The following is a 22,520-nucleotide window of genomic DNA, read 5'->3' as shown; positions in this document are numbered from 1 at the left end:
GAGTGACGCAAAAAGCCGCCACCCTTCGGGGTGGCGGCTTTTTTGTGGGTGCTAGTGGGGTGTCAGGCCGTTTTGGGCACCGTGAAGCGGAACTCGCTGCCTTCACCCAGCGTGCTTTCGGCCAGCAGTTGGCCGCCGTGGGCCTTGATAATGCCCTGGGAGATATACAGGCCTAACCCTGTGCCCAGTGCATTGCCTTCTTTGGCCGTCCAGTAACGGTCGAAGATGTGAGGCAGTTGCTCAGGCGCAATGCCTTTGCCAGAGTCGCGTACGCTGAAAACAATGTCATCGCCGTTGGACATCGCCACCACGCCGATTTTGCCTTGTGCCGGGGTGAACTTGATCGCATTACCGATCAGGTTGGACAGCACTTGAAACAGGCGCTCAGGGTCGGCATGCATTTTCAGATCCGGCTCGGCGTGAAAGGTCAGCTCCACAGCCTTCTCCAGCGCCAGCGGCGTGAGCAACGAAAACGCCTCCTCAAAAATCTGACTCACATCCAGCGATTGCGGGCTGATGGTGTAGCGCCCGGCTTCGATTTTGGACGTGTCGAGCAAATCATCCAGCAGCACACTCATGCGGTTGCTGGCTTGCTGCATGGTGTCGATGGCTGAAGTAATGCGCCGCGAGGTGTGCGGGCCGTTGCTGCTGAAGGCTTTTTGCATCATGCCGCACAGCATCGAGATGATGGTCATGGGGTTGCGCAGGTCATGTGACACCACCGCCACCAGCTCATCGCGCGCTCGAACTGCGGCCTGCTCGCGCACAACCTGACGCGACAGGTCATTTTCCAGTGCCGAGCGGCGCAGGTCATTGGCAGCGAACAAATCCCCGTGGCTCCAAGGGGTGGAGATGCCATCCATCTCCACCTTCCAGATTTCGAACGAGGTGCGCGGGCTTAAGCGCAGGCCGTTGGCACTGGGCTCCAGGTTCAGCGGCTTGTTAGGGTCACCGCTCCACTGGATGCTCTCCTTGACCTCGCTGCGAAACCACATCACAGCGTTATCGACGGGTTTGGGCAGGCTCATGGCCAGCAGGCCGCTGGCGACGTCCTTGTACGCTTGTGCGGGGGCATAGACCCCGCTGAGGTTGTGGCTCGAGAACACCGACTTGCCGCTGTCCCTGAACCATTGATGTAATGCTCGGATAGCCTGTGGCGAAGGGCACAAGCCATAACAATGCAGTGCCTTGTCTTCAAGAATCGCCACACCACTGGCGCCCGTCAGTTGCATCAGCGTCTCAGGCGTTTGCACCAAACCATCGAACACGGCCTCGGGGCTGTTCACCATGGCATCGTTCAAGATCACCAGGGCGTCCATCTTGGCGTCGCGCTGACGGCTGATCTCCAGGGTCTGCAGAGCACTGATTTGCAATGACAAGACCTGACCAATGGTCTGGCAGGCCATGCGCAGCTCATGGGGTACATGCAGCGGCTGGCGATGCCCGCAACTGATCAGGCCCCACAACCGGTCGCCGTCCATCAAGGAGATGCTCATGGACGACAGCACGCCCATGTTCTTCATGTACTGACAGTGAATCGGAGAAACACTGCGCAGGGCCGCGCCACTCAGGTCCAGCGGGGCGCCGGTGTCCGGGCGCAGAAGCGGCAGCAACGCCACGGGTTGGTAGTCGGCATTGGGGATGATGCGCAGCCAATGGGTGCGGTATAGCTCGCGGGCTTGCTCGGGAATGTCGGACGCCGGGAAAAACATCCCGCTGAACAATTCCATGGACGGGGAGGACGCTTCGGCAATCACCTGCCCATGACCCTCTTCCTCGAAGCGGTAAATCAGCACGCGGTCATAACCCGTGAGGGCCTGTATTTCGCGTACGCAGATCTCATAGAGCGCTGGCAGCGTCGTTGCGGCTTGTAGCCGTTGCAGCATGCGGCTCAGGTTGCGCACCTTGCTCATGGTGCTCTCAAGCGCTGAGGCGTCGGGTTTCAACTCCAGTTCCAGCACCAATACGCCTTCTTCGCGGTGCAGCAGGCCTTCGTAGTCGCCGCCTTGCAGGCTCAAGGCCAGAGGCGGTGCTTCGCTCAGCGACGGATACTCACTGGCCTTTCGTACGGCGAGTGTCGCCTCGTCGCCGGTGAGGGCGCACAGCGGCTGGCCCAGCAGCGATTCGGCAGTTAATCCGAACAGGGTGTACACGTTGGTACTGATTTGCTGAATTCGCAGGTCGGGTTCAGTCAGCGTCACTAACAGACCGTGCGGCTGTATGGCGCCGGGATAGCGGATCGGCTCATCGGCACAATTGGCCAGCAACACCTCAAAGGCTTGAGGGTCGAGTGGGGTCATAACAAAACCTCCTGACGTTCGAGCCACTGCTCGAAGCAACTAAACGTAGAACAGGCCGCGTGTACGACCAGAGCTCGCGATGGAGCATCGAGTGGCACGCTGCCTAGAAAATCGAGAAACGCCTTCCATTGCATGCCCGTGGCTTGCCCATAAACATAGAGAAATGCGCAACCGTTGTCCGTATCCAGGCCTAGCTGCTCGAACAGGTGTTTACGCAGTAGATTGCCGCCCAGTGTGGCGCCTTCGAGCACGTACAACACGCCGAGCACGCTCGCAGGGTGGTCGAGTGGCGGCAGGGTGTCGCACACGGGTAATGACGGGATGTGCACATTCAGGGCGCGCAAATCCTGCCGCAGCGCCGGTGTTTTGAGCCGTGTCGACAGCTCGAACCCATCAGGAAGTGTGCAAGCCAGCAGGTTGCTCTCCAGTGGCTGATAGAAACCGTAATACGCCGCCAGCAACTGTTTGTAGCACTCGAGATCAAGCCTCTCGGAGAAAAACGGCAGGCGTTTTTCGAGGGCTACATGCAAGGTTTGAGTACCGGCGCGCAGCGCGCTCAGCACAGATGATGGGGGTGGGGGAGGACTGTCATGGGGCATGCCTAGTTATAGGGCTCTCTGGGTGCGCATGGAATAGGCGCTTGTGACTATTTGAAGCCACCGCATGAAAAAAGTGCGATTAATTTGCTATTGATGAATCGCAAATCGTGGGAACCGTCTTAAATGTAGGCTGGAAATCTATTCGTTCAAGGTGAGGTGCCCATGCTCGAATTACGCCCCAATTGCGAGTGCTGTAATTGCGAATTGCCGCCTGATTCACCTCTGGCACGTATTTGCTCATTTGAGTGTACGTTTTGTGCGTCCTGTTCGGAGCAGACACTGGGTGGGCTTTGCCCTAACTGCGGGGGCGAATTGCTGGTGCGGCCACGCAGGCCGGTTGAAAAGCTGGCGAGCTATCCTGCTTCCACCACACGGGTCTATAAGCCCGACGGTTGCCATCCGGCGGGCCGGGTCATGGATCGTGTTACTGAGTGAGCGCATCCACGGTCGCTTTTGCCGCGCGCAGGGCGTGACACAGCAAAAAGGCCTGATGAGCATCGATGATGCTGGCGCCGGTTGCAGCGGCCTCCAATGAGTGGGCGGCGGCTGACAGAATTTCCGAAGCGCTATTTAAGGCGTCGCTGGCTGCAATATTGGGCGTGACGCTGAACAGCATTTGATTGAGCTGAGCGTGGCCGGTTGGGTGGAAGGCGAGGGGGGTGGTGACGTTCGTCATGTTTGACTCCAACTTAAAGTGAGAGCTGACACGATCCTTCCTACAGGATTGGGTGGCAGCCATGTGCGGGGTAGGAATACCGGGAAAGTTGGCACCCGGCCAGACCGAAGTCTGCCCGCACACAGCTGCCATAGAGCGTTATCTCAGGCATAAAAAAGCGCCAGAGATTCAGTCTTGGGCGCTGCGCGCCAACTTTTTAACAGGTTCCTACACCCGGCCGCGGGATTGACCGCGACGCTGCGGACTTTAGCGCTCGGCCAATCTCATGGCAAGCCTTCAAAAGCCCCTCACCCTAGCCCTCTCCCAGAGGGAGAGGGAACTGATTGGGGGATGCTTGGGCCTTGCATAGAATCAGCAGCCATCCCCTCACGGAAATCTTGGAGGAAGAGGGAACTATTGGGGGATGCTTAAGCCTTGCATAGAATCCGAAAACAATCAGATCAGCCCCCTCTCCCTCTGGGAGAGGGTTGGGGTGAGGGCAGCTGACTGCTCACACTCTTTGAAGCCCCCAAGGCCCCTCCCTGCCGTCAGTGTGCGCTGCGCTCGGCACGCTCAGCCAGCAAGCGAGACGCCTCAACGTAGGCTTTGGAAAACTCCGGAGATTCAACCCACGCCAGCGCGCTGTCTTCGTCATCGCCGTGAACGGTCATGCGGAAAGCGATCAACAAGCCCATCAGGAAGTCAGTGGCATCGTCTTCCTCTTCCTCGGCAATCACCAGTTCCAGCACCGGGTATTGCAGGAAAACACTGCACATCGCTTGCAGCCCCTTGGCTTCGGCGGCTTTCATGGCTTCAAACAAATCCTCAAAGTCGGACGGTTCAAAGCCGTTTTCTTTGATGTCCTGAAAATCAAAGGTGCTGAGGTCGATTTTCACGTCATCGAACGGGTGGTCGATGAGGGTTGCAGACGTGCTTTTACCCGGCTTGCCCATGCGGTTCTGTTTGGCCTTGGATTTGGCCCGCTGTGCGTGTTTCTGCTGCTTCTTTGGCGTTGCCATGAACGTGTGTCCTTTACGGGCTAAGGGGTTATTGAACCTGTCCTGTTCGCAATACTCAAATCTCAACAATGAACGGACACCCAAGGATGCACCGAACCATGAAGCTCTCCTCGTTGACCTTCCTTTGCCTGACGGCTGTGGCCACTCACGCCAGCGCTTCTAGCCCCGACGCATGGGCTGCCTATGACAAGGCCGTACTCACAAGCTGCACCAAAGCCAGCACGTTGAAAAATGCCAGGCCCGTCGGTACGCCAGCGCAATTTGATGATCGTGTGGGTTACACCGCGATTCTGCTGCAAGGTGAGTATCCGCAGAAACATATGAAGGGCAAGCAGGGCACCGAGCTTTGCCTCTTTAACAAAAAGGCTAAAACGGCACATGTGGCAGAGTGGGACTCTATTCGTTCAGGCAAGCCATAACGGCGGGCGATTAAATCGCGCCCAACAAAAAACCCGCACTAGGCGGGTTTCTTGTTTGCGTTGAGGTGGTGTGAACACCACATCAATGCTGAATGTGGTGCCCAGAGACGGAATCGAACCGCCGACACGGGGATTTTCAATCCCCTGCTCTACCGACTGAGCTATCTGGGCAACGGGGCGCATTAGAAGCTTTTTTCGTTAACCCGTCAAACACTTTTTTAAAAAATCTTTAAATAATACCGTCGCTTACGGGCCAAACCCTTTAAAACCGGGGTTTACTCGCTTGGCGGAACGTAGCCTTCAGCTTGCGCGTATTCTTCGCCGCTGAAGAACTTATCCATTTCGCCCTGCAAATATTTTCGATCTTCAGCGTTCATCATGTTCAAACGCTTCTCGTTGATCAGCAAAGTTTGGTGTTTTTGCCAATCAGCCCAAGCTTTTGCCGAAACGTGATCAAAAATGTCCTGACCTTTGGCGCCCGGAAACGGAGCGCGCTCAAGGGCGGGCAGTTCTTCTTTGTACTTGCGGCACATAACGGTGCGGGTCATGACGACTCTCCTGCGTTCAATAGCTCGGCTGCACGTTTGAGCAGCTTCTTGACCGGGGCAGCAAGGCCCAGGCGCGGCGGGGTGGCGAGGTTATACCAGAGCCAATCAGCCTCGGCCACGTGATGGCCGGACTCTTTGACGTGAATCAGCCAGGGTTCGATGGCTAATTGGAAATGGCTAAAGGTATGGATCAGGCCGGGCAGTTGATGCTGCGTGCCCAGCGCCAGTGAGTGTTGCGAGGCCAAGTGCTCGATGTCGTTCAGGTCGTCCAGCTCAGGCAAGCTCCACAAACCGCCCCACAGGCCCGTAGAGGGACGACGGTAAAGCAGGATCGCACCCTCGGCATTGGCCATCATGGGCATCAGCGTGCGCTTTTGCGGGACGGTCTTGCGTGGCTTGGGCACCGGGTAGCGTGTCTCAAGACCAAGCAGGTGCGCTTCACAGCCGTTTTCGAGCGGGCACAACAGGCAGCTCGGCTTGCTGCGGGTGCAGAGCGTGGCGCCCATGTCCATCATGGCCTGGGTGTAGGCGTTGACCCGATCATGGGGCGTAAAGCGCTCGGCGGTTGCCCACAACTGTTTGGCAACCTTGGGTTCGCCCGGATAGCCCTCTTGCGCGGTATAGCGAGCCAGTACGCGCTTGACGTTGCCGTCCAGGATCGGTGCCCGCAAACCCATGCTCAGGCTGGCAATCGCACCGGCTGTGGATAACCCGATGCCGGGCAGTTCGACGAGTTTTTCAACGTCTCGCGGAAATTCGCCGCCATATTCATCGACGACGATTTTGGCGGTTTTCTGCAAGTTGCGCGCACGGGTGTAGTAGCCAAGGCCCGTCCACAGGTGCAGCACTTCGTCTTCGGGAGCGCTGGCCAGGGCCTGGACCGTGGGCAGCGAAGCCATAAACCGGTCGAAGTAGTTGAGCACGGTGCTGACTTGGGTTTGCTGCAACATGATTTCCGAGACCCACACCCGGTACGGGGTGATGCCCTGTTGCCAGGGCAGGTCGTGACGGCCGTGGCGGTCATACCAGTCCAGCACCGCCACAGAAAATTGCTCGTCTTTCATCGGTTAAACAGCCCCTTGAGGGCGTTTTTGAGTTCGGGGCTGACTTTGTCGCCCAGTTTCTCTTCAAGCTTCTCGCTGATTTTGTTGCCCGCCATTTTTGCGGCCACTTTACCCAGCCCGTCCTTGTCCAGACGGCAGGCTTTGGCACCCAGTTCCAGCGGGCCACGGCAACGCAATGGCAGCTCGATGCCGACAAAGTTCTTGCCGACCTGGCAGGCCGGGTCTGGCATGGCACGGGTGTCACCTTCGATGACGATACCGATGCGATAGTCCATGCCCAGCACGCGCAGGTCGATGTCGCCATCGCCTTTAACGCTCATGCCCGGAATGCGCACGATCAGGTCGGGGTTGCTGGCTACGCCATTACGAAACACCAGGCTGCCCTTGAGCTCCTTGAAGGGCGTGTCTTTGCCCTGCGGTGCGCTGGTCAAAGGTTTACGGTTGAGTACCGAGATGCCTTTGCACAGTTGCTGCTCAATGTTGGCATTAAGCAGTACGCCGTCGTTGAGGACGAAGCTGGCGGTGCCATTGAGGCTCTGAATCAATGCACTCTGGCTATCGCCGCTGCCCGTGACGTTGCTGTTAAGGGTCAGCAGGCCGGTGACCGGGGGTTTTTGACCCTGGCTCTGCAGGATTTTATCCACAGGCACGTTGGTGATGCGGGTTTGCAGGGCGGCCATCGGCAGCATAGGGCGCACATCGAGGCTGCCATTGGCCGCGAAGTTACCTTTGTACAGGTTGCCGCTCAGGTTCTGCAGCGTCAGCAGGCCGTCTTTGCTGACCGCCTTGAGCACTGCGTTCTGAATGGGCAGTTGGGTCAGCGTCAGTTGACCAAAGCTGATGTCAGCCTGCAGATCAAGGGCCTTGAGGCGAGTCACAGGAATGATTTTTGCCGTGCTCCAGCCACTTTTGGTGGGGGCGTCAGGCAGCGGTGTGTCGCCTGAGGCGGCCAGCGCGCCGGCTTCGCTGCTTTGCACTTCAGCCTTGCGTGCAGCCGTGGCGCCGCTGGCTTGCTCGGACTTGGCGGGCATGTAGCGATCAGCGTTGAACGTGTCGCCTTTGAGCTGGATGCGCAGGGCTTGCTTGACGAAGTCTTCTACCGCAATACGACCGGTGAAGGTGCTGTCGTCCACTTTAAGGTTGAGTTCGTCAAAGGCCATGCTGTTCGGTGTGCCCGACAGGCGAGTGACCACTTCGACTTTACTCAGGCTGCCCGGCGCCATATTCGGCAGAGGGTGGCCGATGCTGTCGAGGAACTTAGCCAGATCAAGCTGGGCAATCGACAGGCCGCCGCTGATTTGCGGCGTTTTGTCGAGTTCATTGACCTTGAGTTCGCCCAACGCCCGCATCTGATTGGCGGAAATCTTAAGGCCGCTCCATTCCGCGATGTTGGCGGCCAGATCCACGAGGATTTGCCCTTGAGCAGCAAACGTCATGGTCTTGCCTTGCAGCGGCTCGCCCGAGGCTTCACCCACGACTTTCATGTCATCGAACTGATAACGCTTGAGCACGCGATCAAAACGCAATTTGCCGTCGACTTCTGTCTTGACCCGCATGACGGGCTGATTGGTGCCCAGAAAGGCAGTCAACTTGACCGGGGTGCTGGTCGCTTCGTGAATCGGGCCGGTGCTCAGCTGGATACTTTCTGCACTGAACTGCTTACCGTTTTGCTCGTCGTTGTATTCGACCCGCGCGTTGTTCACGGTCAGGCTGTCAATGTCGAGCTTGAGTGGCTGGCTGACGCTGTCAGGCTTGCTGGCAGGTGTCGGCTCGGCGGTGGCCGGGGTTTGGGTGGTTGCGGCCACCGGTGCCGGTTTGCCGATGTCTTGCCAGTTGCCATGACCGTCTTTGTCGCGGTTCAGGCGCAGGTTCAAGCCTTCTACCCGCACATCGCTCATCTGCACTTCTTTGCGCAGCAGTGGCAGTACGCGCACCGAAAGCCCCAGCATTTGCAGGTCGGCGAACGGCTGGGTGGGTTGCGCGAGTGTTGCCACGCTGGCGTCGTGCAGCTCCAGGCCAAGCCACGGGAACAGGCTCCAGCCTATGTCGCCATTGAGCGTCAACTCGATGTGGGCCTTGTCGCGAGCTATCTGGCGGATCTCGTCTTTGTAGTCGTTGGGATCAAACAGATGGCTCAGAGCAAAGCCCAAAGCCACGATGATCAGCAACAATCCGAGAAGCACCAGACCCAGGATTTTGCCGAACGCTTTCATGGGCGAGTCCTTGTAAGTCTATGTGAGGGAGAAGTTTAAAAATCAGCCGCAGAGTATAGCGCCACGCGATGACCGACTGGGCGCGGATAGTGGCTTAGCTCTTTGTAGATGAAACAGCGCACAGCAGTGGACGACTTCCTGCTTTCAAATGGTAGTCTTCACCTGTTTTCCACGACCTCTGCGGCGTATCGTCGCGCCGCCGACTTGATCCAATAAAACGACTGTGTGCTTCAGGGCACCAAAGCCAGGGTTGAGCGTGTCCGGGAAACACTTCATCCATGGGGGAAATAATAATGAGCACTAGCATTGCTGCGGGCAGTCCTGCCTCACAGCCGGCGTTCCTGTCCAAAGAACGCATCATCGCCAAACCCGGTTTCAACCGTTGGCTGGTACCACCTGCCGCACTGGCCATTCACCTGTGTATCGGCATGGCCTACGGCTTTTCGGTGTTCTGGTTGCCACTGTCCAAGGCCATCGGTGTCACCGCGCCGGTAGCGTGTGCGCCAGACATGAGCTTCATCGCACAGGTGTTTTCGTCGCAGTGCGACTGGCCGATTTCGATGCTTGGCTGGATCTACACCTTGTTTTTCATCTTCCTGGGTTGCTCGGCAGCCGTGTGGGGCGGGTGGCTTGAGCATGCTGGCCCGCGCAAGGCCGGTGTGGTGTCGGCCTTGTGCTGGTGTGGGGGGTTGCTGATTTCAGCGCTGGGCATTTATACCCACCAAATCTGGCTGATGTGGGTGGGCTCGGGAGTGATTGGCGGTATCGGGCTGGGGTTGGGCTACATCTCCCCCGTGTCGACATTGATCAAGTGGTTCCCGGACAAGCGCGGCATGGCCACGGGCATGGCAATTATGGGGTTCGGCGGTGGTGCCATGGTTGGCGCACCCTTGGCCGCTGTTTTGATGAACCATTTTGCGACGCCTGACAGCGTGGGTGTGTGGCAGAGTTTTGTGGTGATGGCTGCGATTTATTTCGTGTTCATGATCGGCGGCGCCCTGTCATACCGCGTTCCGCCTACCGGCTGGAAACCTGAAGGCTGGACTGCACCGGCCAAAAAAGCGTCTAACGCAATGATCACCCATCGCCATGTGCACGTCAGCGTGGCCTGGAAGACACCTCAATTTGCCTTGGTGTGGCTGGTGCTGTGCCTGAACGTCTCAGCCGGCATCGGGATTCTGGGCATGGCTTCGCCGCTGTTGCAGGAAGTGTTTGCGGGCAAGCTGCTGGGCAATGACCTGACCTTCAGTCAGCTGGATGCGGTGCAACTGGCGCAAATCGCGGCCATTGCAGCGGGCTTCACTGGATTGCTGAGCCTGTTTAACATCGGCGGGCGCTTTTTCTGGGCGTCGTTTTCCGATTACCTGGGGCGTAAAAACACCTATTTTGTGTTCTTCGCCTTGGGTTTTGCGCTGTACGCGATGATTCCCAACCTTGGGCATCTGGGCAACGTGTCGCTGTTCGTGGCGGCGTTCTGCATCATTTTGTCGATGTACGGCGGTGGTTTCGCCACCGTGCCTGCGTATCTGGCCGACCTGTTCGGCACCCAGATGGTCGGTGCCATTCACGGGCGACTGCTTACCGCATGGGCGGCGGCGGGTGTGCTGGGGCCGGTATTGGTCAACTACCTGCGTGAATATCAGCTGAGCATCGGGGTTGAGCGTGCGGCCGCGTATGACATCACTTTGTACATTCTGGCGGGCTTGCTGGCGCTGGGTTTTGTGTGCAACTTGCTAGTGCGACCGGTGAACGACAAGTACTTCATGACCGACGCCCAACTGGCGGCCGAGCAGGCGCTGGGTCACGACAAAGGCGCTGACGCCACGACGTCGCTGGAATGGAAAGCAGCGCCGGGCAGCCGCCCACTCGTGATTGCCGCGTGGTTGGCCGTGGGCATCCCGCTGTTGTGGGGTGTGTGGGTCACGGTGCAGAAGACGGCTGTGTTGTTTAATTGATGTTTAACTGACCCGTAGCAGCGGCCGCAGGCCGCGTCCGGCGGCGCAGCCGTCGTAAAACCAGAGAATGCGGTGTTTCACATTGACCGTGATCGCATGTTTTACGATCGCTTCGCAATCGAACGCAGCCTCGCGGAGCTCGTCAGCTGCTACGCAGTTGTGCGCCTTGGGCGCATTACGTCAGTCTTATCACCCGAATGTTTCTGTTTGCCTGACCCGTGCCTATAATGACCACCTTTTTTCGCCCAATGATTTTGCGGAGCTGGTGATGGCCGAACGTAAGGCGTCAGTCGAGCGCGATACTCTGGAAACCCAGATTAAAGCCTCGATCAACTTGGATGGTACCGGTAAGGTCCGATTCGATATCGGTGTACCTTTTCTTGAGCACATGCTCGACCAGATCGCCCGACACGGGCTGATCGACCTGGACATCGAGTGCAAAGGCGACCTGCATATCGACGATCACCATACCGTTGAGGACGTGGGCATTACCTTGGGTAAAGCCTTCAGTCAGGCGGTCGGCGATAAAAAAGGCATGACCCGTTACGGTCACGCTTATGTCCCGCTGGACGAAGCGCTGTCGCGCGTAGTCATCGACTTTTCAGGCCGCCCTGGCCTGCAAATGCACGTGCCTTACACCCGCGCCACCGTGGGCGGCTTCGATGTTGATCTGTTCCAGGAGTTCTTCCAGGGCTTCGTCAATCACGCCAATGTCAGCCTGCACATCGACAACCTGCGTGGCACCAACACTCACCACCAGATCGAAACCGTATTCAAGGCATTCGGTCGCGCGTTGCGCATGGCCGTTGCGCTGGATGAGCGTATGGCCGGGCAAATGCCGTCTACCAAGGGCGTGCTTTGATGGAGACCGTGGCGGTAATCGATTACGGCATGGGTAACCTGCACTCGGTGGCCAAAGCGCTGGAACACGTGGGCGCCGGTCGGGTGCTGATCACCAGCGATGCCAACGTGATTCGCGAGGCCGACCGCGTGGTGTTCCCCGGTGTGGGCGCGATTCGCGACTGCATGGCTGAAATTCGTCGCCTGGGTTTTGATTCGCTGGTGCGTGAAGTCAGCCAGGACCGTCCTTTTCTCGGCATTTGCGTCGGCATGCAAGCCTTGCTCGACAGCAGCGAAGAGAACGGTGGCGTTGACTGCATCGGTCTGTTTCCCGGCCAAGTAAAGTTTTTCGGCAAAGACCTGCACGAAGACGGCGAACACCTCAAAGTGCCGCACATGGGCTGGAATGAAGTGCAGCAGAAGGTCGATCACCCGCTGTGGCACGGTATTCCTGACCTGGCGCGTTTTTATTTCGTGCACAGCTACTACATCGCGGCGGGCAACCCTCGCCAAGTCGTGGGCGGCGGGCATTATGGTGTCGACTTTGCTGCTGCGCTGGCCGAAGGCTCGCGTTTTGCCGTGCAGTTCCACCCCGAGAAGAGCCATACCCACGGTTTGAAGTTGTTGGAAAACTTCGTGGCCTGGGACGGTCGCTGGTAATGGCTTTGCGCAAGCAATAGCCGCCCACTCTCGCGCTCACCGCCGAGCAAGAATTGAGTCAGCTGCAAGCTTTAAGCTTCAAGCGCCCAGAGAAAGCGGATCACAGTCGCGCTTCCAACTTGCCGCTTGAAGCTCACCACTTGCCGCTCTTTTGACGAAGGAAGAAGCATGCTAATTATTCCCGCTATCGATCTTAAAGACGGTGCCTGTGTACGTCTGCGCCAGGGCCGCATGGAAGACTCCACCGTATTCTCCGATGACCCGGTGGGCATGGCCGCCAAATGGGTTGAGGGCGGTTGCCGCCGTCTGCATCTGGTTGACCTGAACGGTGCCTTTGAAGGCCAGCCGGTCAACGGCGAGGTGGTGACCGCCATAGCCAAGCGCTACCCGCATTTGCCTATTCAAATCGGTGGCGGCATTCGCTCACTGGAAACCATCGAGCATTACGTCAAAGCGGGCGTGAGCTACGTGATCTTGGGCACCAAGGCGGTGAAAGACCCTGCGTTCGTGGCTGAAGCGTGTCGCGCATTCCCGGGCAAAATCATCGTTGGTCTGGACGCTAAAGACGGTTTTGTGGCCACCGACGGCTGGGCTGAAATCAGCACCGTGAACGTGATCGATCTGGCCAAACAGTTCGAGTCAGACGGCGTGTCCGCGATCGTTTATACCGATATCGCCAAAGACGGCATGATGCAGGGCTGCAACGTCAGCTACACCGCAGCCCTGGCGGCGGCAACAAGCATTCCCGTGATTGCGTCGGGTGGCATCCACAATCTGGGCGATATCAAAACCCTGATGGACGCCAAGGCGCCGGGCATCATCGGCGCCATCACCGGCCGTGCAATCTATGAAGGCACGCTGGATGTGGCTGAGGCGCAAGCCTTCTGCGACACCTATAAAGGCTGAGGAGAACCGCATGGCGCTGGCCAAACGCATCATCCCTTGCCTGGACGTAGATAACGGCCGGGTCGTGAAGGGCGTCAAGTTTGAGAACATCCGCGATGCGGGTGATCCGGTAGAAATTGCCCGTCGCTATGACGAGCAAGGGGCTGACGAGATTACCTTTCTCGACATCACCGCCAGCGTCGACGGCCGCGATACGACGTTGCATACCGTCGAGCGCATGGCCAGTCAGGTGTTTATTCCGCTGACGGTGGGTGGCGGGGTGCGTTGCATTCAGGACATTCGCAACCTGCTGAACGCCGGTGCCGACAAGGTTTCGATCAACACGGCTGCGGTGTTCAACCCTGAGTTTGTGGGCGAAGCGGCGCAGCACTTTGGTTCGCAGTGCATCGTGGTCGCCATTGATGCCAAGAAAGTCTCCCTGGCGGGCGAACCTGCGCGCTGGGAAATCTTCACCCACGGCGGGCGCAAGCCCACCGGCCTCGACGCTGTCGAATGGGCGATGAAGATGGAAGGCCTGGGCGCCGGTGAGATCTTGCTGACCAGCATGGATCAGGACGGCATGAAAAGCGGCTTTGACCTGGGTGTGACCCGTGCGATCAGTGATGCGCTGGGCATCCCTGTCATCGCCTCGGGGGGCGTCGGCAACTTGCAACATTTGGCCGACGGCATTCTTGAAGGCCACGCCAGTGCCGTACTGGCGGCGAGTATTTTCCACTTTGGTGAATACACCGTGCCGCAAGCCAAGGCCTATATGGCTGAGCGCGGGATTGTGGTGCGCTAAACACTGGACACTGTGGCGAGCCCGGTTCACTCTTGGGCACGCCATGGATCTAGGTTGTCTGACATGTTTAAACGTTTTTTAGTGGTTGTGGCCGGTTGCACATTGTGGCTGGGCGCATCTGCAGCTGAGGTTTCGCGTACCCCTCTGGTGTTGCTAACCGAAAATTTCCCGCCGTACAACATGGCGAAAAACGGGAAAAACTTCGCACAAAATCAAAATCTTGAAGGTATCGCCGTCGAAGTACTGCGCGAAACCTTCAAGCGTGCTGGCATCCCCTACAACATGACCCTGCGCTTTCCGTGGCAGCGTATCTATGACCTTGCCCTCGCCAACCCCGGCTACGGCGTCTTCGTTACGGCACGTGTGCCTGAGCGTGAAGCGTTGTTCAAATGGGTCGGCCCCATTGGGCCAGATGACTGGGTATTGTTGGCCAGAGCGGATAGCCCGATATCGCTGACCACCCTTGATCAGGCGGCGAACTACCGCATCGGCGCTTACAAAGGCGATGTGATCGCCATGTCTCTGGAGAGGCAGGGGATTAAGCCGGTGATCGTGCTGCGCGATCAGGATAACGCCCGCAAGCTGCTGGCCGGGCAGATCGACCTCTGGGCCACAGGCGATCCAGCGGGGCGATTTTTAGCGCGGCAGGTAGGTATATCAGGGTTCAAGACGGTACTGCGCTTCAATCAGGCTGAGCTGTATCTGGCGCTGAACAAAGAGATCCCGGACGAGGTCGTGAACAAATTACAGGCCGCAATGGATGAAATGCGGGCTGAAGGGTTGATCGAGAAGATTCGCGCTAAATACCTGTAATCGGACATTCGTAGCCTTCGGCAACGGCTACGGATTCCGCTTACCGATAAACCCCGTCTTTCCCGTGTGCCGCCATCGCCTGATTGCTGCGCACGCCGATCATCTGTTTGATGTCGATCCAGTCAATGCCTTGCGCTTTGAGCGTGGGCAATTCGCGCTCCAGTACCGCCAGGGTTTGCGGATATGGATGGCCGATCATCACCACCGAACCGTATTTCTTGGCGTGTTTTATCGCGGTTTCGAGCTGGCTGGTAATGGCCTGCTCGGTGCGCACGTTGTCGAGGAACACATCGCGCGAAACACTGGCCAAACCGATTTTCTGCGCCTGGGCCGCCGCGACGGTGCGCGCGCTGGTGCGGCTGTCGACAAAGAATTTATGCCGCTGTTGCAGTTCACCCATTAACCAGGCCATTGCTTCAGGCTGAGCAGTCATCAGGCTGCCTTCGTGGTTATTGATGCCGCTGGTGTAGGGCACCGCCTTGAACGCGGCGTCCAGACGCTTTGCCAATTCGGTGACAGGCAAGTCCGGGTGCCAGGCGAACGGGCCGGTGGCGGGGTCCATGGGCATGTGCAAGATAACGATCTTGCCCGCCTTGTGCGCTTCACGGGCAAATTCAGCGGCGTGCGGGGTGTCGGGCATCACCGCTGTCGTCACCGGCCCCGGAAAGGCCAGTACCCGGCGATCACGGGGCAGGTTCTGCCCCAGATCGTCAATGATCAGGCTCAGGTAAGCCTTGGGGTGAGCGCTGGGATGATTGACGGGCGCCGCATGGGCGGCACCGGTCAGGCAGCAGAGCAGGGCGAGGGCGGTCGAAAAACGCACCTCAGTTGCCGCGTGTGATGCTCAAGCCCTTGAGCAGGCTCAGCGCCTGGCTCAGCTGGAAGTCATCATCCTGAGGCATCGGTTTGGCTTTGGGGCTCGAACCGGTCGGGCGGTCGGCACCGCCGTTACCATTGCCGAGGTGACCTTGCAGGTCGGCCTCTTTGTAGTACTCAGTGTCTTGCTCGCGGGTGATCTTGGCGCGGCTGACTTCGATGTCCGGCACGATGCCCTGCGCCTGAATCGAACGCCCGTTAGGGGTGAAGTACAGCGCAGTGGTGATTTTCAGTGCACGGTCATTGTTCAGCGGCAGCACGGTTTGCACCGAGCCTTTGCCGAAGCTGGTGGTGCCCATGACCACGCCGCGTTTTTGATCCTGCAAGGCGCCGGCGACGATTTCCGAGGCCGAGGCGCTGCCACCGTTGATCAATACCACCAGCGGTACGCCCTCACTCAAGTCTTTACCGGTCGCCGAGAAGCGCAGTTCGGAGTTGGCGATGCGGCCTTTGGTGTAAACGATCAGGCCTTTGGTGATGAAGTGATCCACCACTTCAACGGCCGATTGCAGTACACCGCCGGGGTTGTTACGCAGGTCGAGGATGATGCCTTTGAGTCGCTTGTTGCCGTTTTCGCGGCGCAGTTTGGACAGCGCGGCTGCCACTTCTTCGCCGGTTTTGACCTGAAACTGGGTAATGCGGATATAGCCATAGCCGTCTTCGAGCAGCTGGCTTTTCACGCTTTTGACCTGGATGTTGGCGCGGGTCAAGGTGACGTCGAACGGCGTGCCACCATTGCGAACCAGGGTCAGGGTGATTTTCTGGCCGATCTTGCCGCGCATCAGGTCGACTGCTTCAGTCATGCTCAGGCCGCGTGTAGGCTGGCCGTTGATCTTGACGATAAAGTCGCCCGCCTGAATACCGGCTTTGCTCGCGGGGGTGTCATCAATGGGCGAAACGATTTTGATATTGCCGTCTTCAGAGCCGACTTCGATGCCCAGACCGCCAAATTCGCCGCTGGTGCTTTCCTGCAGCTCGGCGAAGTCTTCTGGCCCCAGATAAGCCGAATGCGGATCAAGATTGCTGAGCATGCCTTTGATGGCATTTTCGAGCAGGGTTTTGTCGTCAACAGGTTCCACGTACGCCGCTTTGATCCGGTCCATGACTTCGGCGAATGTGCGCAGTTCTTCCAGCGGCAGTGGTGCCTTGGCGCTGGTGGCGGCCGCCGGTGCGGCGGGCGGCGTGGCAGCAAATGCCAGAGGCGAGCCAAGCACCAGAGCGATCGTCAGGGCCAGCGAGTTAAGGCGGGTCAGATGCGGCATGTTGAACGAACTCCTACGTATTAAAGGTGATGGACTCATCCTTGAGTACGGCACCATTGTGCGGGGTCGCTGGGGCGACCCTGCTGACGAATAGCAAAATACAACGCGGGTGTTGCCTGACCACCGCTGTTGCCTACGGTGGAAATGACATCCCCGGCTTTAACAATGTCTCCGGCCGACTTGAGCAGCGTCTGATTGTGGCCGTACAAACTCAAATAACCATTACCGTGATCCAGAATGACCAGTTGGCCCGCACCGCGCAGCCAGTCGGCAAACACCACGCGACCTCCATGCACGGCGTGCACCTGAGTGCCTGCCCCGGCGCTGATCATCACGCCGTCCCACTTGGTGCGCACGTCATCGCCACGGCTTTCACCGAAGCGTGCCAGTAGTCGACCATCAACAGGCCAAGGAAGTTTGCCCCGGGCTTGAGAAAAAGGTCCGCCGTAAGAGACGCCGGCACTGGAGACCAAGGCACCTGGCGTTGATTTGATCGGCTTGCGCGGGGCGTCGGTGGCGACCGACTCAGCCTCGCGCTGGCGTTTTTTCTCTGCTTCCTGTTGCGCAATCAACGCTTTTTGTCGCGCTTGCTCGGCTTCTCGGGCCTGGCGGGCAAGGGTTTCTTCAATGGTCTTGAGGACTTTAGCCAGATCTGCCTGATCCTGCTCGCGGGCTTGCAGCTTTTGATCGCGGTTTTTGACATCAGTGTTGAGCTTGGCCAGTACTTGCTGGCGTTCGGCGCGTACTTTGTCGAGCTCGGCGCGCTGGGTGTCGAGGCTGCTTTTTTGCGCCAGCAACTCTGCCTGCTGTTGATTGATGTCGGCTTCGACATTGGCCAATTGGCGCAATGTTTCGTTAAAACCCTTGAGCTGCGTCATCCGTGCCTGGCTCAAGTAGTCGTAGTAGGTGAGGGTTCGAGCGAACTTCTCAGGGTTTTGCTGATTGAGCAGCAGCTTGAGGTATTCCTGATGGCCGCCTTGATAGGCGGCGCGCGCTTGAATGGCGATCAGGCGTTGCTGTTCAATTTTTGCGCTGTGGAGTTTTTTTTTCTCGCTATCTAGGCGCAGCAGCTCGCCTTCACTCTTTTTTAGTTCTTTTTGCAGGGCATCAACCTGCTTCTCCAGTTTGCCGATTTCGGTTTCGGTACCGCGCAGGTCTTTCTGCACGCCGGATTTTTCTTCCTGGAGTTTGCCCAGGAGTTTTTTCAGCTCGCCGATATCCTGGCGCGTGGCCTCCAGCTGCTGTTGGGTTTGCGCGCGCTCGTCGGCAAAGGCCGGTTGGAGCAGGCATGTCAGAGTAAGGGCTATAAGGGCGCGGAGCATGGGGCGGGCGACACCTGAGGTACGGGACGGCTTAGTATGCCCGCCATCGTCACCTATAAGAAATGAATGAAAGTTAAATAGTAATAGATCAATCCCGTAGCAGTTGCCCAAGGCTACGTCCGGTCGCGCAGCGATCGTAAATGCTGTGCACGCGGTCCACCTGAGTGGTCGCGGCACCTGAATTTACGACGACTTCGTCGCCGGACGCCGCCTTCGGCAGCTGCTAGGGGCGTTACACACGCATTAAGCGTCGATTAATATGGTCTTGCCGGTCATCTCTTGAGGCTGTGGCAGCCCCAGCAACTTGAGCATAGTCGGTGCAACGTCAGCCAAAACACCACCGTCGCGAACTTTGAACGCACGCTTTCCGACATAAATAAACGGCACAGGTTCACAGGTGTGGGCGGTATGGGCCTGACCGGTGCTGTTGTCGGACATTTGTTCAACGTTGCCGTGGTCGGCAGTGATCAGTGCCTCGCCGCCCACTTTGTCCAGCGCCTCGACGATGCGGCCAACGCAGGCATCCAGGCATTCAACGGCTTTTACCGCGGCGTCGAACACGCCACTGTGGCCGACCATGTCGCCGTTCGCGTAGTTGACGACAATCACGTCATAACGCTGATGCTCAATCGCATCGACGATTTTATCGGTCACTTCTGGCGCGCTCATTTCAGGCTGCAAGTCGTAAGTGGCGACTTTAGGCGATGGCACCAGAATACGTTCTTCTCCCGGGAACGGCTCTTCACGGCCGCCAGAGAAGAAGAAGGTGACGTGGGCGTATTTTTCCGTTTCGGCAATGCGCAGCTGGGTTTTGCCGTTTTTCGCCAGGTAGTCGCCCAGTACGTTTTCCAGGCTGCCCGGCGCAAAAGCGCTCGGCGCAGGAATGCTGGCTGCATATTGAGTCAGCATCACGAACTCGGCCAATTTTGGCTGGCGGGCACGTTCGAACCCATTGAAGTCATCTTCAACGAATGCGCGGGTCAGCTCGCGGGCGCGGTCGGCGCGGAAGTTCATGAAGACCACGGCGTCGCCGTCTTCCACCTTGACTGGTTCGCCAAGGGTGGTGGGTTTGACGAATTCGTCGCTTTCACCGCGAGCGTAAGCAGCGTCCAGGCCTTCTTGGGCGGTAGGTGCGTTGAACTGGCCGTTACCGTCAACAATCAGGTTGTAGGCTTGAGCGACACGGTCCCAGCGATTATCGCGGTCCATGGCAAAGTAGCGGCCAATCAGACTGGCGATGCGGCCTTTGCCTAAATCCTTGAACGCTTCATCCAGCAGCTCAATGGAGGACGATGCGCTTTTTGGAGGCGTGTCGCGGCCATCGAGGAAGGCATGCAGGTAGATTTTTTCTGCACCGCGCTTGAACGCCAGTTCCGCCATGGCGATCAAGTGGTCCTGGTGGCTGTGAACGCCGCCGTCCGACAGCAGGCCCAGAATATGCACGGCCTTGCCTGCACCTACGGCTTTATCGACGGCTGCGCACAGGGTCGGGTTCTCGAAGAAGTCACCATCAACAATGGACTTGGTGACGCGGGTGAAATCCTGATACACCACGCGGCCGGCGCCGAGGTTCATGTGGCCAACCTCGGAATTGCCCATTTGCCCGTCCGGCAGACCGACATCCATGCCCGAACCCGAAATCAGGCCGTTTGGCATGCTTGCAACGAGACGATCGAGCACCGGTTTCTTGGCCGAATACACGGCGTTATGGTCGTGGCTTTCACTGTGACCGAAGCCATCCAGGATGATCAGGACCAAAGGTTTAGGCGTGGTAGTCATAGATCCCACTCGTGGCTGGTTGAATAGAAGGTACTAAGAGGACGCGCAGTTTAAAGCGAAGTTCATGTGACGTCACCGCCGGGCGGGGTTTGGCCGACCAAGGTGGCTGTGTATACTGGCCCACATTTTACGACCCTGGAACCTTCTGATGGTTGATCACCTGATTACATTTGCCACTGCTCACTACCTGCTTGTAGGCGCGTTTGTCATCCTGTTGGCGCTGTTGATTGCTCACGAGATGAGCCGTGGCGGGCGCAGCATCAGCACCGGCGAACTGACCGGCCTGGTCAATCGCGACGAAGGCGTGGTGATTGATATTCGTCCGGCCAAAGACTTTGCCGCAGGTCACATTGTAGGTGCCCTGAACATTCCGCAAGACAAGCTGATTGCGCGCATGGCCGAGTTGGACAAATTCAAAGGCAAAACCATCATTCTGGTGGATGCTGCGGGTCAGCACTCTGGCGGTCACGCCCGTGAACTGCTCAAGGCCGGCTACAACGCCGCCAAGCTGTCCGGTGGTATTTCCAGCTGGCGCGCCGATAACCTGCCTGTGGTGAAGTAAGCATGCCCAAGGTTATCGTTTACTCCAGCGACTATTGCCCTTATTGCTCGCGAGCCAAGTATTTGCTTGAGCAAAAGGGTGTTGCCTTCGAAGAAATAAAAGTCGACGGCAAACCTCAGATCCGCGCCGAAATGGCCCAGAAGGCAGGCCGCACGTCGGTCCCTCAAATCTGGATTGGCGACCTGCACGTGGGGGGTTGCGATGACCTGTTTGCTCTGGAGCGCGCAGGTAAATTGAATGCGATGCTCGGCGTCTGACGCTCTTTCTCTCTAAGCCCAAGATCAACAAGGATCTGTGATGACTGACCAACAGAACACCGCTGCTGTTAGCGATGAAGACACTGCTCCACAATTCTCGCTGCAACGTATTTATGTACGTGACTTGTCGTTCGAAGCGCCGAAAAGCCCGGCAATCTTCCGTCAGGCGTGGGAGCCAAGCGTTGCCCTGGACCTGAACACCCGTCAAAAGCCATTGGAAGACGACTTCCACGAAGTGGTATTGACGTTGTCGGTTACCGTCAAAAACGGTGACGAAGTGGCCTTTATCGCTGAAGTTCAGCAAGCGGGCATCTTCCTGATCAAAAACCTTGATGCGGGTTCGATGAGCCACACTCTGGGTGCTTTCTGCCCGAACATCCTGTTCCCGTATGCGCGCGAAACCCTGGACAGCCTGGTGGTTCGCGGCTCGTTCCCGGCATTGATGCTGGCACCGGTGAACTTCGATGCTTTGTACGCGCAAGAAATGCAGCGTATGCAGGAAGAAGGTTCGCCGACGGTTCAATAACCGGTCGATGAATAAAAAAGCGCCTAACGGCGCTTTTTTTATGCGGCGCGTGAAGTATCCGTAGCAGCTGCTACAAGTGCGGTGCGCTACTTGAACCCCAACTGCCGCCACGCTTCGTAAACGGCCACGGCCACGGTGTTGGACAGGTTGAGGCTACGGCAGCCTTCGCGCATGGGCAGGCGCAAGCGGTGTTCGCTGTCGAGGGCGTCGAGTACCTCGGGCGGCAAGCCACGGCTTTCGGGGCCGAAGATAAACGCATCGCCCTCGGCGAACTGAACGTCGTGGAACGGCTTGGAGCCTTTGGTGGTAAACGCGAACAGGCGCGGGTGGCCCAGACTTTCAAGGCAGCTGGCCAGGTCCGCATGGCGCTTGAGCGGCGCGTACTCGTGGTAGTCGAGCCCGGCACGGCGCAAGCGCTTGTCGTCCAGTTCAAAACCGATAGGCTCGATCAAATGCAGGTGGCAGCCACTGTTGGCGCACAGCCTGATAATGTTGCCGGTATTCGGCGGAATTTCTGGTTGGAAAAGGATGACGTGAAACATGCACGGCTCCGAATATGAGGATGGGCGCGATTCTACGCCTGAAGAAGACCCGCGACCTAAACTCTGGTTGCGGGTTTTAGGATCTTTGGCGATTGTCGGTTTTATGGTCGGCCTGATGATTGGCCGTTTGACCACGCCTGAACCCATTGAACTGCAGCAAATAGAGGCCCTGCCGGGCGCACTGGTGGTGTGGTTCAGCGCTGAGCCCAAGCTGCATGGTGAGCTGGTTGATGGCACCGTGGGCGTGTTGTTTGATGCCAAGGGCGGGGTGCAGAACGGCCAGTTGATGCTCAACGGCAAGACGGTGAACTGGCGAGTGCGTGTGACTGATGGTGGGTTGTTGCTGACGTTGGTGGCGGCCCGTGCCTTACAGGGCGACTGGGCCGGTGCGCCGCAGGATGGGCGCTGGCGGTTGCAGGTAAACCTGCGAGAGGAATAAAAGAGGGAATGACGGCCTGCCTGTACCGGTTCCCTGAAAGCGTTGTGCGCGTTGATGCAATAGTCATCAAGGCTGCGGTGTAAAAGTGGGGAGTCTTGACCTGCCTGTATCAAGGTCCCCTAAAACGGTGTGGCTTGTTATAGGTATTGCAGGGCGCGTGCCAGTTTTGATTTTTTTGTGTAA

General features: G+C 58.0%; 24 protein-coding genes and 1 tRNA gene. 12 read left to right on the top strand and 13 right to left on the bottom strand.

The window, feature by feature from the left end; translation table 11 throughout:
- Positions 1–62 precede the first annotated feature (62 nt).
- Positions 63–2,300, bottom strand: a complete 2,238-nt coding sequence (locus tag EQV93_RS21745) for an ATP-binding protein (RefSeq protein ID WP_240892424.1) — start codon at positions 2,298–2,300, stop codon at positions 63–65.
- On the bottom strand, positions 2,297–2,899 hold the full coding sequence (locus EQV93_RS21740) for a biliverdin-producing heme oxygenase (protein WP_240892423.1): 603 nt from the start codon (positions 2,897–2,899) through the stop codon (positions 2,297–2,299). Before EQV93_RS21740 ends, EQV93_RS21745 begins: the two co-directional genes overlap by 4 nt.
- 162 nt (positions 2,900–3,061) lie before the next feature.
- Here EQV93_RS21740 and EQV93_RS21735 point away from each other — a divergent pair, with 162 nt between their 5' ends.
- The gene (locus EQV93_RS21735; protein ID WP_122785283.1) at positions 3,062–3,334 is read left to right on the top strand and encodes a DUF1272 domain-containing protein; all 273 of its coding nucleotides are present in this window, start codon (positions 3,062–3,064) and stop codon (positions 3,332–3,334) included.
- Here EQV93_RS21735 and EQV93_RS21730 read toward each other — a convergent pair.
- On the bottom strand, positions 3,324–3,575 hold the full coding sequence (locus tag EQV93_RS21730) for a hypothetical protein (protein WP_122785282.1): 252 nt from the start codon (positions 3,573–3,575) through the stop codon (positions 3,324–3,326). The two genes, EQV93_RS21735 and EQV93_RS21730, sit on opposite strands and share 11 nt — an antisense overlap.
- A 527-nt stretch (positions 3,576–4,102) precedes the next feature.
- On the bottom strand, positions 4,103–4,573 hold the full coding sequence (locus EQV93_RS21725; protein WP_122785281.1) for a hypothetical protein: 471 nt from the start codon (positions 4,571–4,573) through the stop codon (positions 4,103–4,105).
- Between the two features lie 98 nt (positions 4,574–4,671).
- Here EQV93_RS21725 and EQV93_RS21720 point away from each other — a divergent pair, with 98 nt between their 5' ends.
- Positions 4,672–4,992, top strand: a complete 321-nt coding sequence (locus tag EQV93_RS21720; protein ID WP_146384953.1) for a hypothetical protein — start codon at positions 4,672–4,674, stop codon at positions 4,990–4,992.
- Positions 4,993–5,087: 95 nt separating this feature from the next.
- Here EQV93_RS21720 and EQV93_RS21715 read toward each other — a convergent pair.
- The 4 genes from EQV93_RS21715 to EQV93_RS21700 all read right to left on the bottom strand — a co-directional run bounded on the left by EQV93_RS21715 (position 5,088) and on the right by EQV93_RS21700 (position 8,817).
- Positions 5,088–5,163: transfer RNA gene (locus EQV93_RS21715), tRNA-Phe, on the bottom strand.
- 104 nt (positions 5,164–5,267) lie between these two features.
- The gene (locus EQV93_RS21710) at positions 5,268–5,540 is read right to left on the bottom strand and encodes an oxidative damage protection protein (protein WP_122785279.1); all 273 of its coding nucleotides are present in this window, start codon (positions 5,538–5,540) and stop codon (positions 5,268–5,270) included.
- On the bottom strand, positions 5,537–6,604 hold the full coding sequence (gene mutY / locus EQV93_RS21705; protein ID WP_122785278.1) for an A/G-specific adenine glycosylase: 1,068 nt from the start codon (positions 6,602–6,604) through the stop codon (positions 5,537–5,539). The genes EQV93_RS21710 and mutY overlap by 4 nt, the downstream gene beginning before the upstream one ends.
- Entirely contained in the window at positions 6,601–8,817 is a 2,217-nt protein-coding gene (locus tag EQV93_RS21700; RefSeq protein ID WP_240892422.1) for an AsmA family protein, read from the bottom strand. Before EQV93_RS21700 ends, mutY begins: the two co-directional genes overlap by 4 nt.
- Before the next feature lie 293 nt (positions 8,818–9,110).
- Between EQV93_RS21700 and EQV93_RS21695 the strand changes: the two genes are divergently transcribed.
- The 6 genes from EQV93_RS21695 to EQV93_RS21670 all read left to right on the top strand — a co-directional run bounded on the left by EQV93_RS21695 (position 9,111) and on the right by EQV93_RS21670 (position 14,772).
- Positions 9,111–10,772 carry an OFA family MFS transporter gene (locus EQV93_RS21695; protein ID WP_122785276.1) on the top strand — a complete coding sequence of 554 codons (1,662 nt, stop codon included), beginning with the start codon at positions 9,111–9,113 and terminating at the stop codon, positions 10,770–10,772.
- 268 nt (positions 10,773–11,040) lie between these two features.
- Positions 11,041–11,634 carry an imidazoleglycerol-phosphate dehydratase HisB gene (gene hisB / locus EQV93_RS21690; protein ID WP_240892421.1) on the top strand — a complete coding sequence of 198 codons (594 nt, stop codon included), beginning with the start codon at positions 11,041–11,043 and terminating at the stop codon, positions 11,632–11,634.
- Positions 11,634–12,272, top strand: coding sequence for an imidazole glycerol phosphate synthase subunit HisH (gene hisH / locus EQV93_RS21685; RefSeq protein WP_122785275.1), 639 nt, complete (start codon positions 11,634–11,636; stop codon positions 12,270–12,272). The genes hisB and hisH overlap by 1 nt, the downstream gene beginning before the upstream one ends.
- 168 nt (positions 12,273–12,440) lie before the next feature.
- Positions 12,441–13,178 carry a 1-(5-phosphoribosyl)-5-[(5-phosphoribosylamino)methylideneamino]imidazole-4-carboxamide isomerase gene (gene hisA / locus EQV93_RS21680; protein ID WP_122785274.1) on the top strand — a complete coding sequence of 246 codons (738 nt, stop codon included), beginning with the start codon at positions 12,441–12,443 and terminating at the stop codon, positions 13,176–13,178.
- A 10-nt stretch (positions 13,179–13,188) separates the two neighbouring features.
- Positions 13,189–13,959: an imidazole glycerol phosphate synthase subunit HisF gene (hisF, locus tag EQV93_RS21675; RefSeq protein WP_122785273.1), complete on the top strand. Its 771-nt coding sequence runs from the start codon at positions 13,189–13,191 to the stop codon at positions 13,957–13,959.
- Between the two features lie 63 nt (positions 13,960–14,022).
- Complete coding sequence (locus EQV93_RS21670) at positions 14,023–14,772, top strand: substrate-binding periplasmic protein (RefSeq protein WP_122785272.1); 750 nt, start codon at positions 14,023–14,025, stop codon at positions 14,770–14,772.
- 40 nt (positions 14,773–14,812) lie between these two features.
- Here the strand turns inward: EQV93_RS21670 and EQV93_RS21665 are convergent, their stop codons facing one another.
- The 4 genes from EQV93_RS21665 to gpmI form a co-directional block, all read right to left on the bottom strand.
- A complete protein-coding gene (locus tag EQV93_RS21665; protein WP_122785271.1) occupies positions 14,813–15,595 on the bottom strand; it encodes a divergent polysaccharide deacetylase family protein in 783 nt (260 codons plus the stop codon).
- 1 nt (position 15,596) lies between these two features.
- A complete protein-coding gene (locus tag EQV93_RS21660; RefSeq protein WP_146384943.1) occupies positions 15,597–16,910 on the bottom strand; it encodes a S41 family peptidase in 1,314 nt (437 codons plus the stop codon).
- Between the two features lie 35 nt (positions 16,911–16,945).
- Positions 16,946–18,232, bottom strand: coding sequence for a murein hydrolase activator EnvC family protein (locus EQV93_RS21655; RefSeq protein ID WP_122785269.1), 1,287 nt, complete (start codon positions 18,230–18,232; stop codon positions 16,946–16,948).
- A 243-nt stretch (positions 18,233–18,475) separates the two neighbouring features.
- Positions 18,476–20,011, bottom strand: coding sequence for a 2,3-bisphosphoglycerate-independent phosphoglycerate mutase (gpmI, locus tag EQV93_RS21650; protein WP_240892420.1), 1,536 nt, complete (start codon positions 20,009–20,011; stop codon positions 18,476–18,478).
- Between the two features lie 148 nt (positions 20,012–20,159).
- On the opposite strand from gpmI, the gene EQV93_RS21645 reads away from it, so the two are divergent.
- Genes EQV93_RS21645 through secB form a run of 3 tightly spaced genes read left to right on the top strand, consistent with a single transcriptional unit; the run spans position 20,160 to position 21,356 of the window.
- On the top strand, positions 20,160–20,573 hold the full coding sequence (locus EQV93_RS21645; protein ID WP_122785267.1) for a rhodanese-like domain-containing protein: 414 nt from the start codon (positions 20,160–20,162) through the stop codon (positions 20,571–20,573).
- 2 nt (positions 20,574–20,575) lie between these two features.
- A complete protein-coding gene (gene grxC / locus EQV93_RS21640) occupies positions 20,576–20,830 on the top strand; it encodes a glutaredoxin 3 (RefSeq protein ID WP_122785266.1) in 255 nt (84 codons plus the stop codon).
- A gap of 40 nt (positions 20,831–20,870) precedes the next feature.
- On the top strand, positions 20,871–21,356 hold the full coding sequence (secB, locus tag EQV93_RS21635; protein ID WP_122785265.1) for a protein-export chaperone SecB: 486 nt from the start codon (positions 20,871–20,873) through the stop codon (positions 21,354–21,356).
- An 86-nt stretch (positions 21,357–21,442) separates the two neighbouring features.
- Here the strand turns inward: secB and trmL are convergent, their stop codons facing one another.
- Positions 21,443–21,898 carry a tRNA (uridine(34)/cytosine(34)/5-carboxymethylaminomethyluridine(34)-2'-O)-methyltransferase TrmL gene (gene trmL, locus EQV93_RS21630; RefSeq protein WP_122785264.1) on the bottom strand — a complete coding sequence of 152 codons (456 nt, stop codon included), beginning with the start codon at positions 21,896–21,898 and terminating at the stop codon, positions 21,443–21,445.
- On the opposite strand from trmL, the gene EQV93_RS21625 reads away from it, so the two are divergent.
- A complete protein-coding gene (locus EQV93_RS21625) occupies positions 21,897–22,337 on the top strand; it encodes a hypothetical protein (protein WP_146384939.1) in 441 nt (146 codons plus the stop codon). The two genes, trmL and EQV93_RS21625, sit on opposite strands and share 2 nt — an antisense overlap.
- The last annotated feature ends 183 nt before the right edge of the window (positions 22,338–22,520 follow it).

It is taken from the genome of Pseudomonas sp. TMW22091, assembly GCF_022496705.1.
In the GTDB taxonomy this organism is placed as follows: domain Bacteria; phylum Pseudomonadota; class Gammaproteobacteria; order Pseudomonadales; family Pseudomonadaceae; genus Aquipseudomonas; species Aquipseudomonas saxonica.
This window is presented reverse-complemented; position numbering and strand designations above follow the sequence as displayed.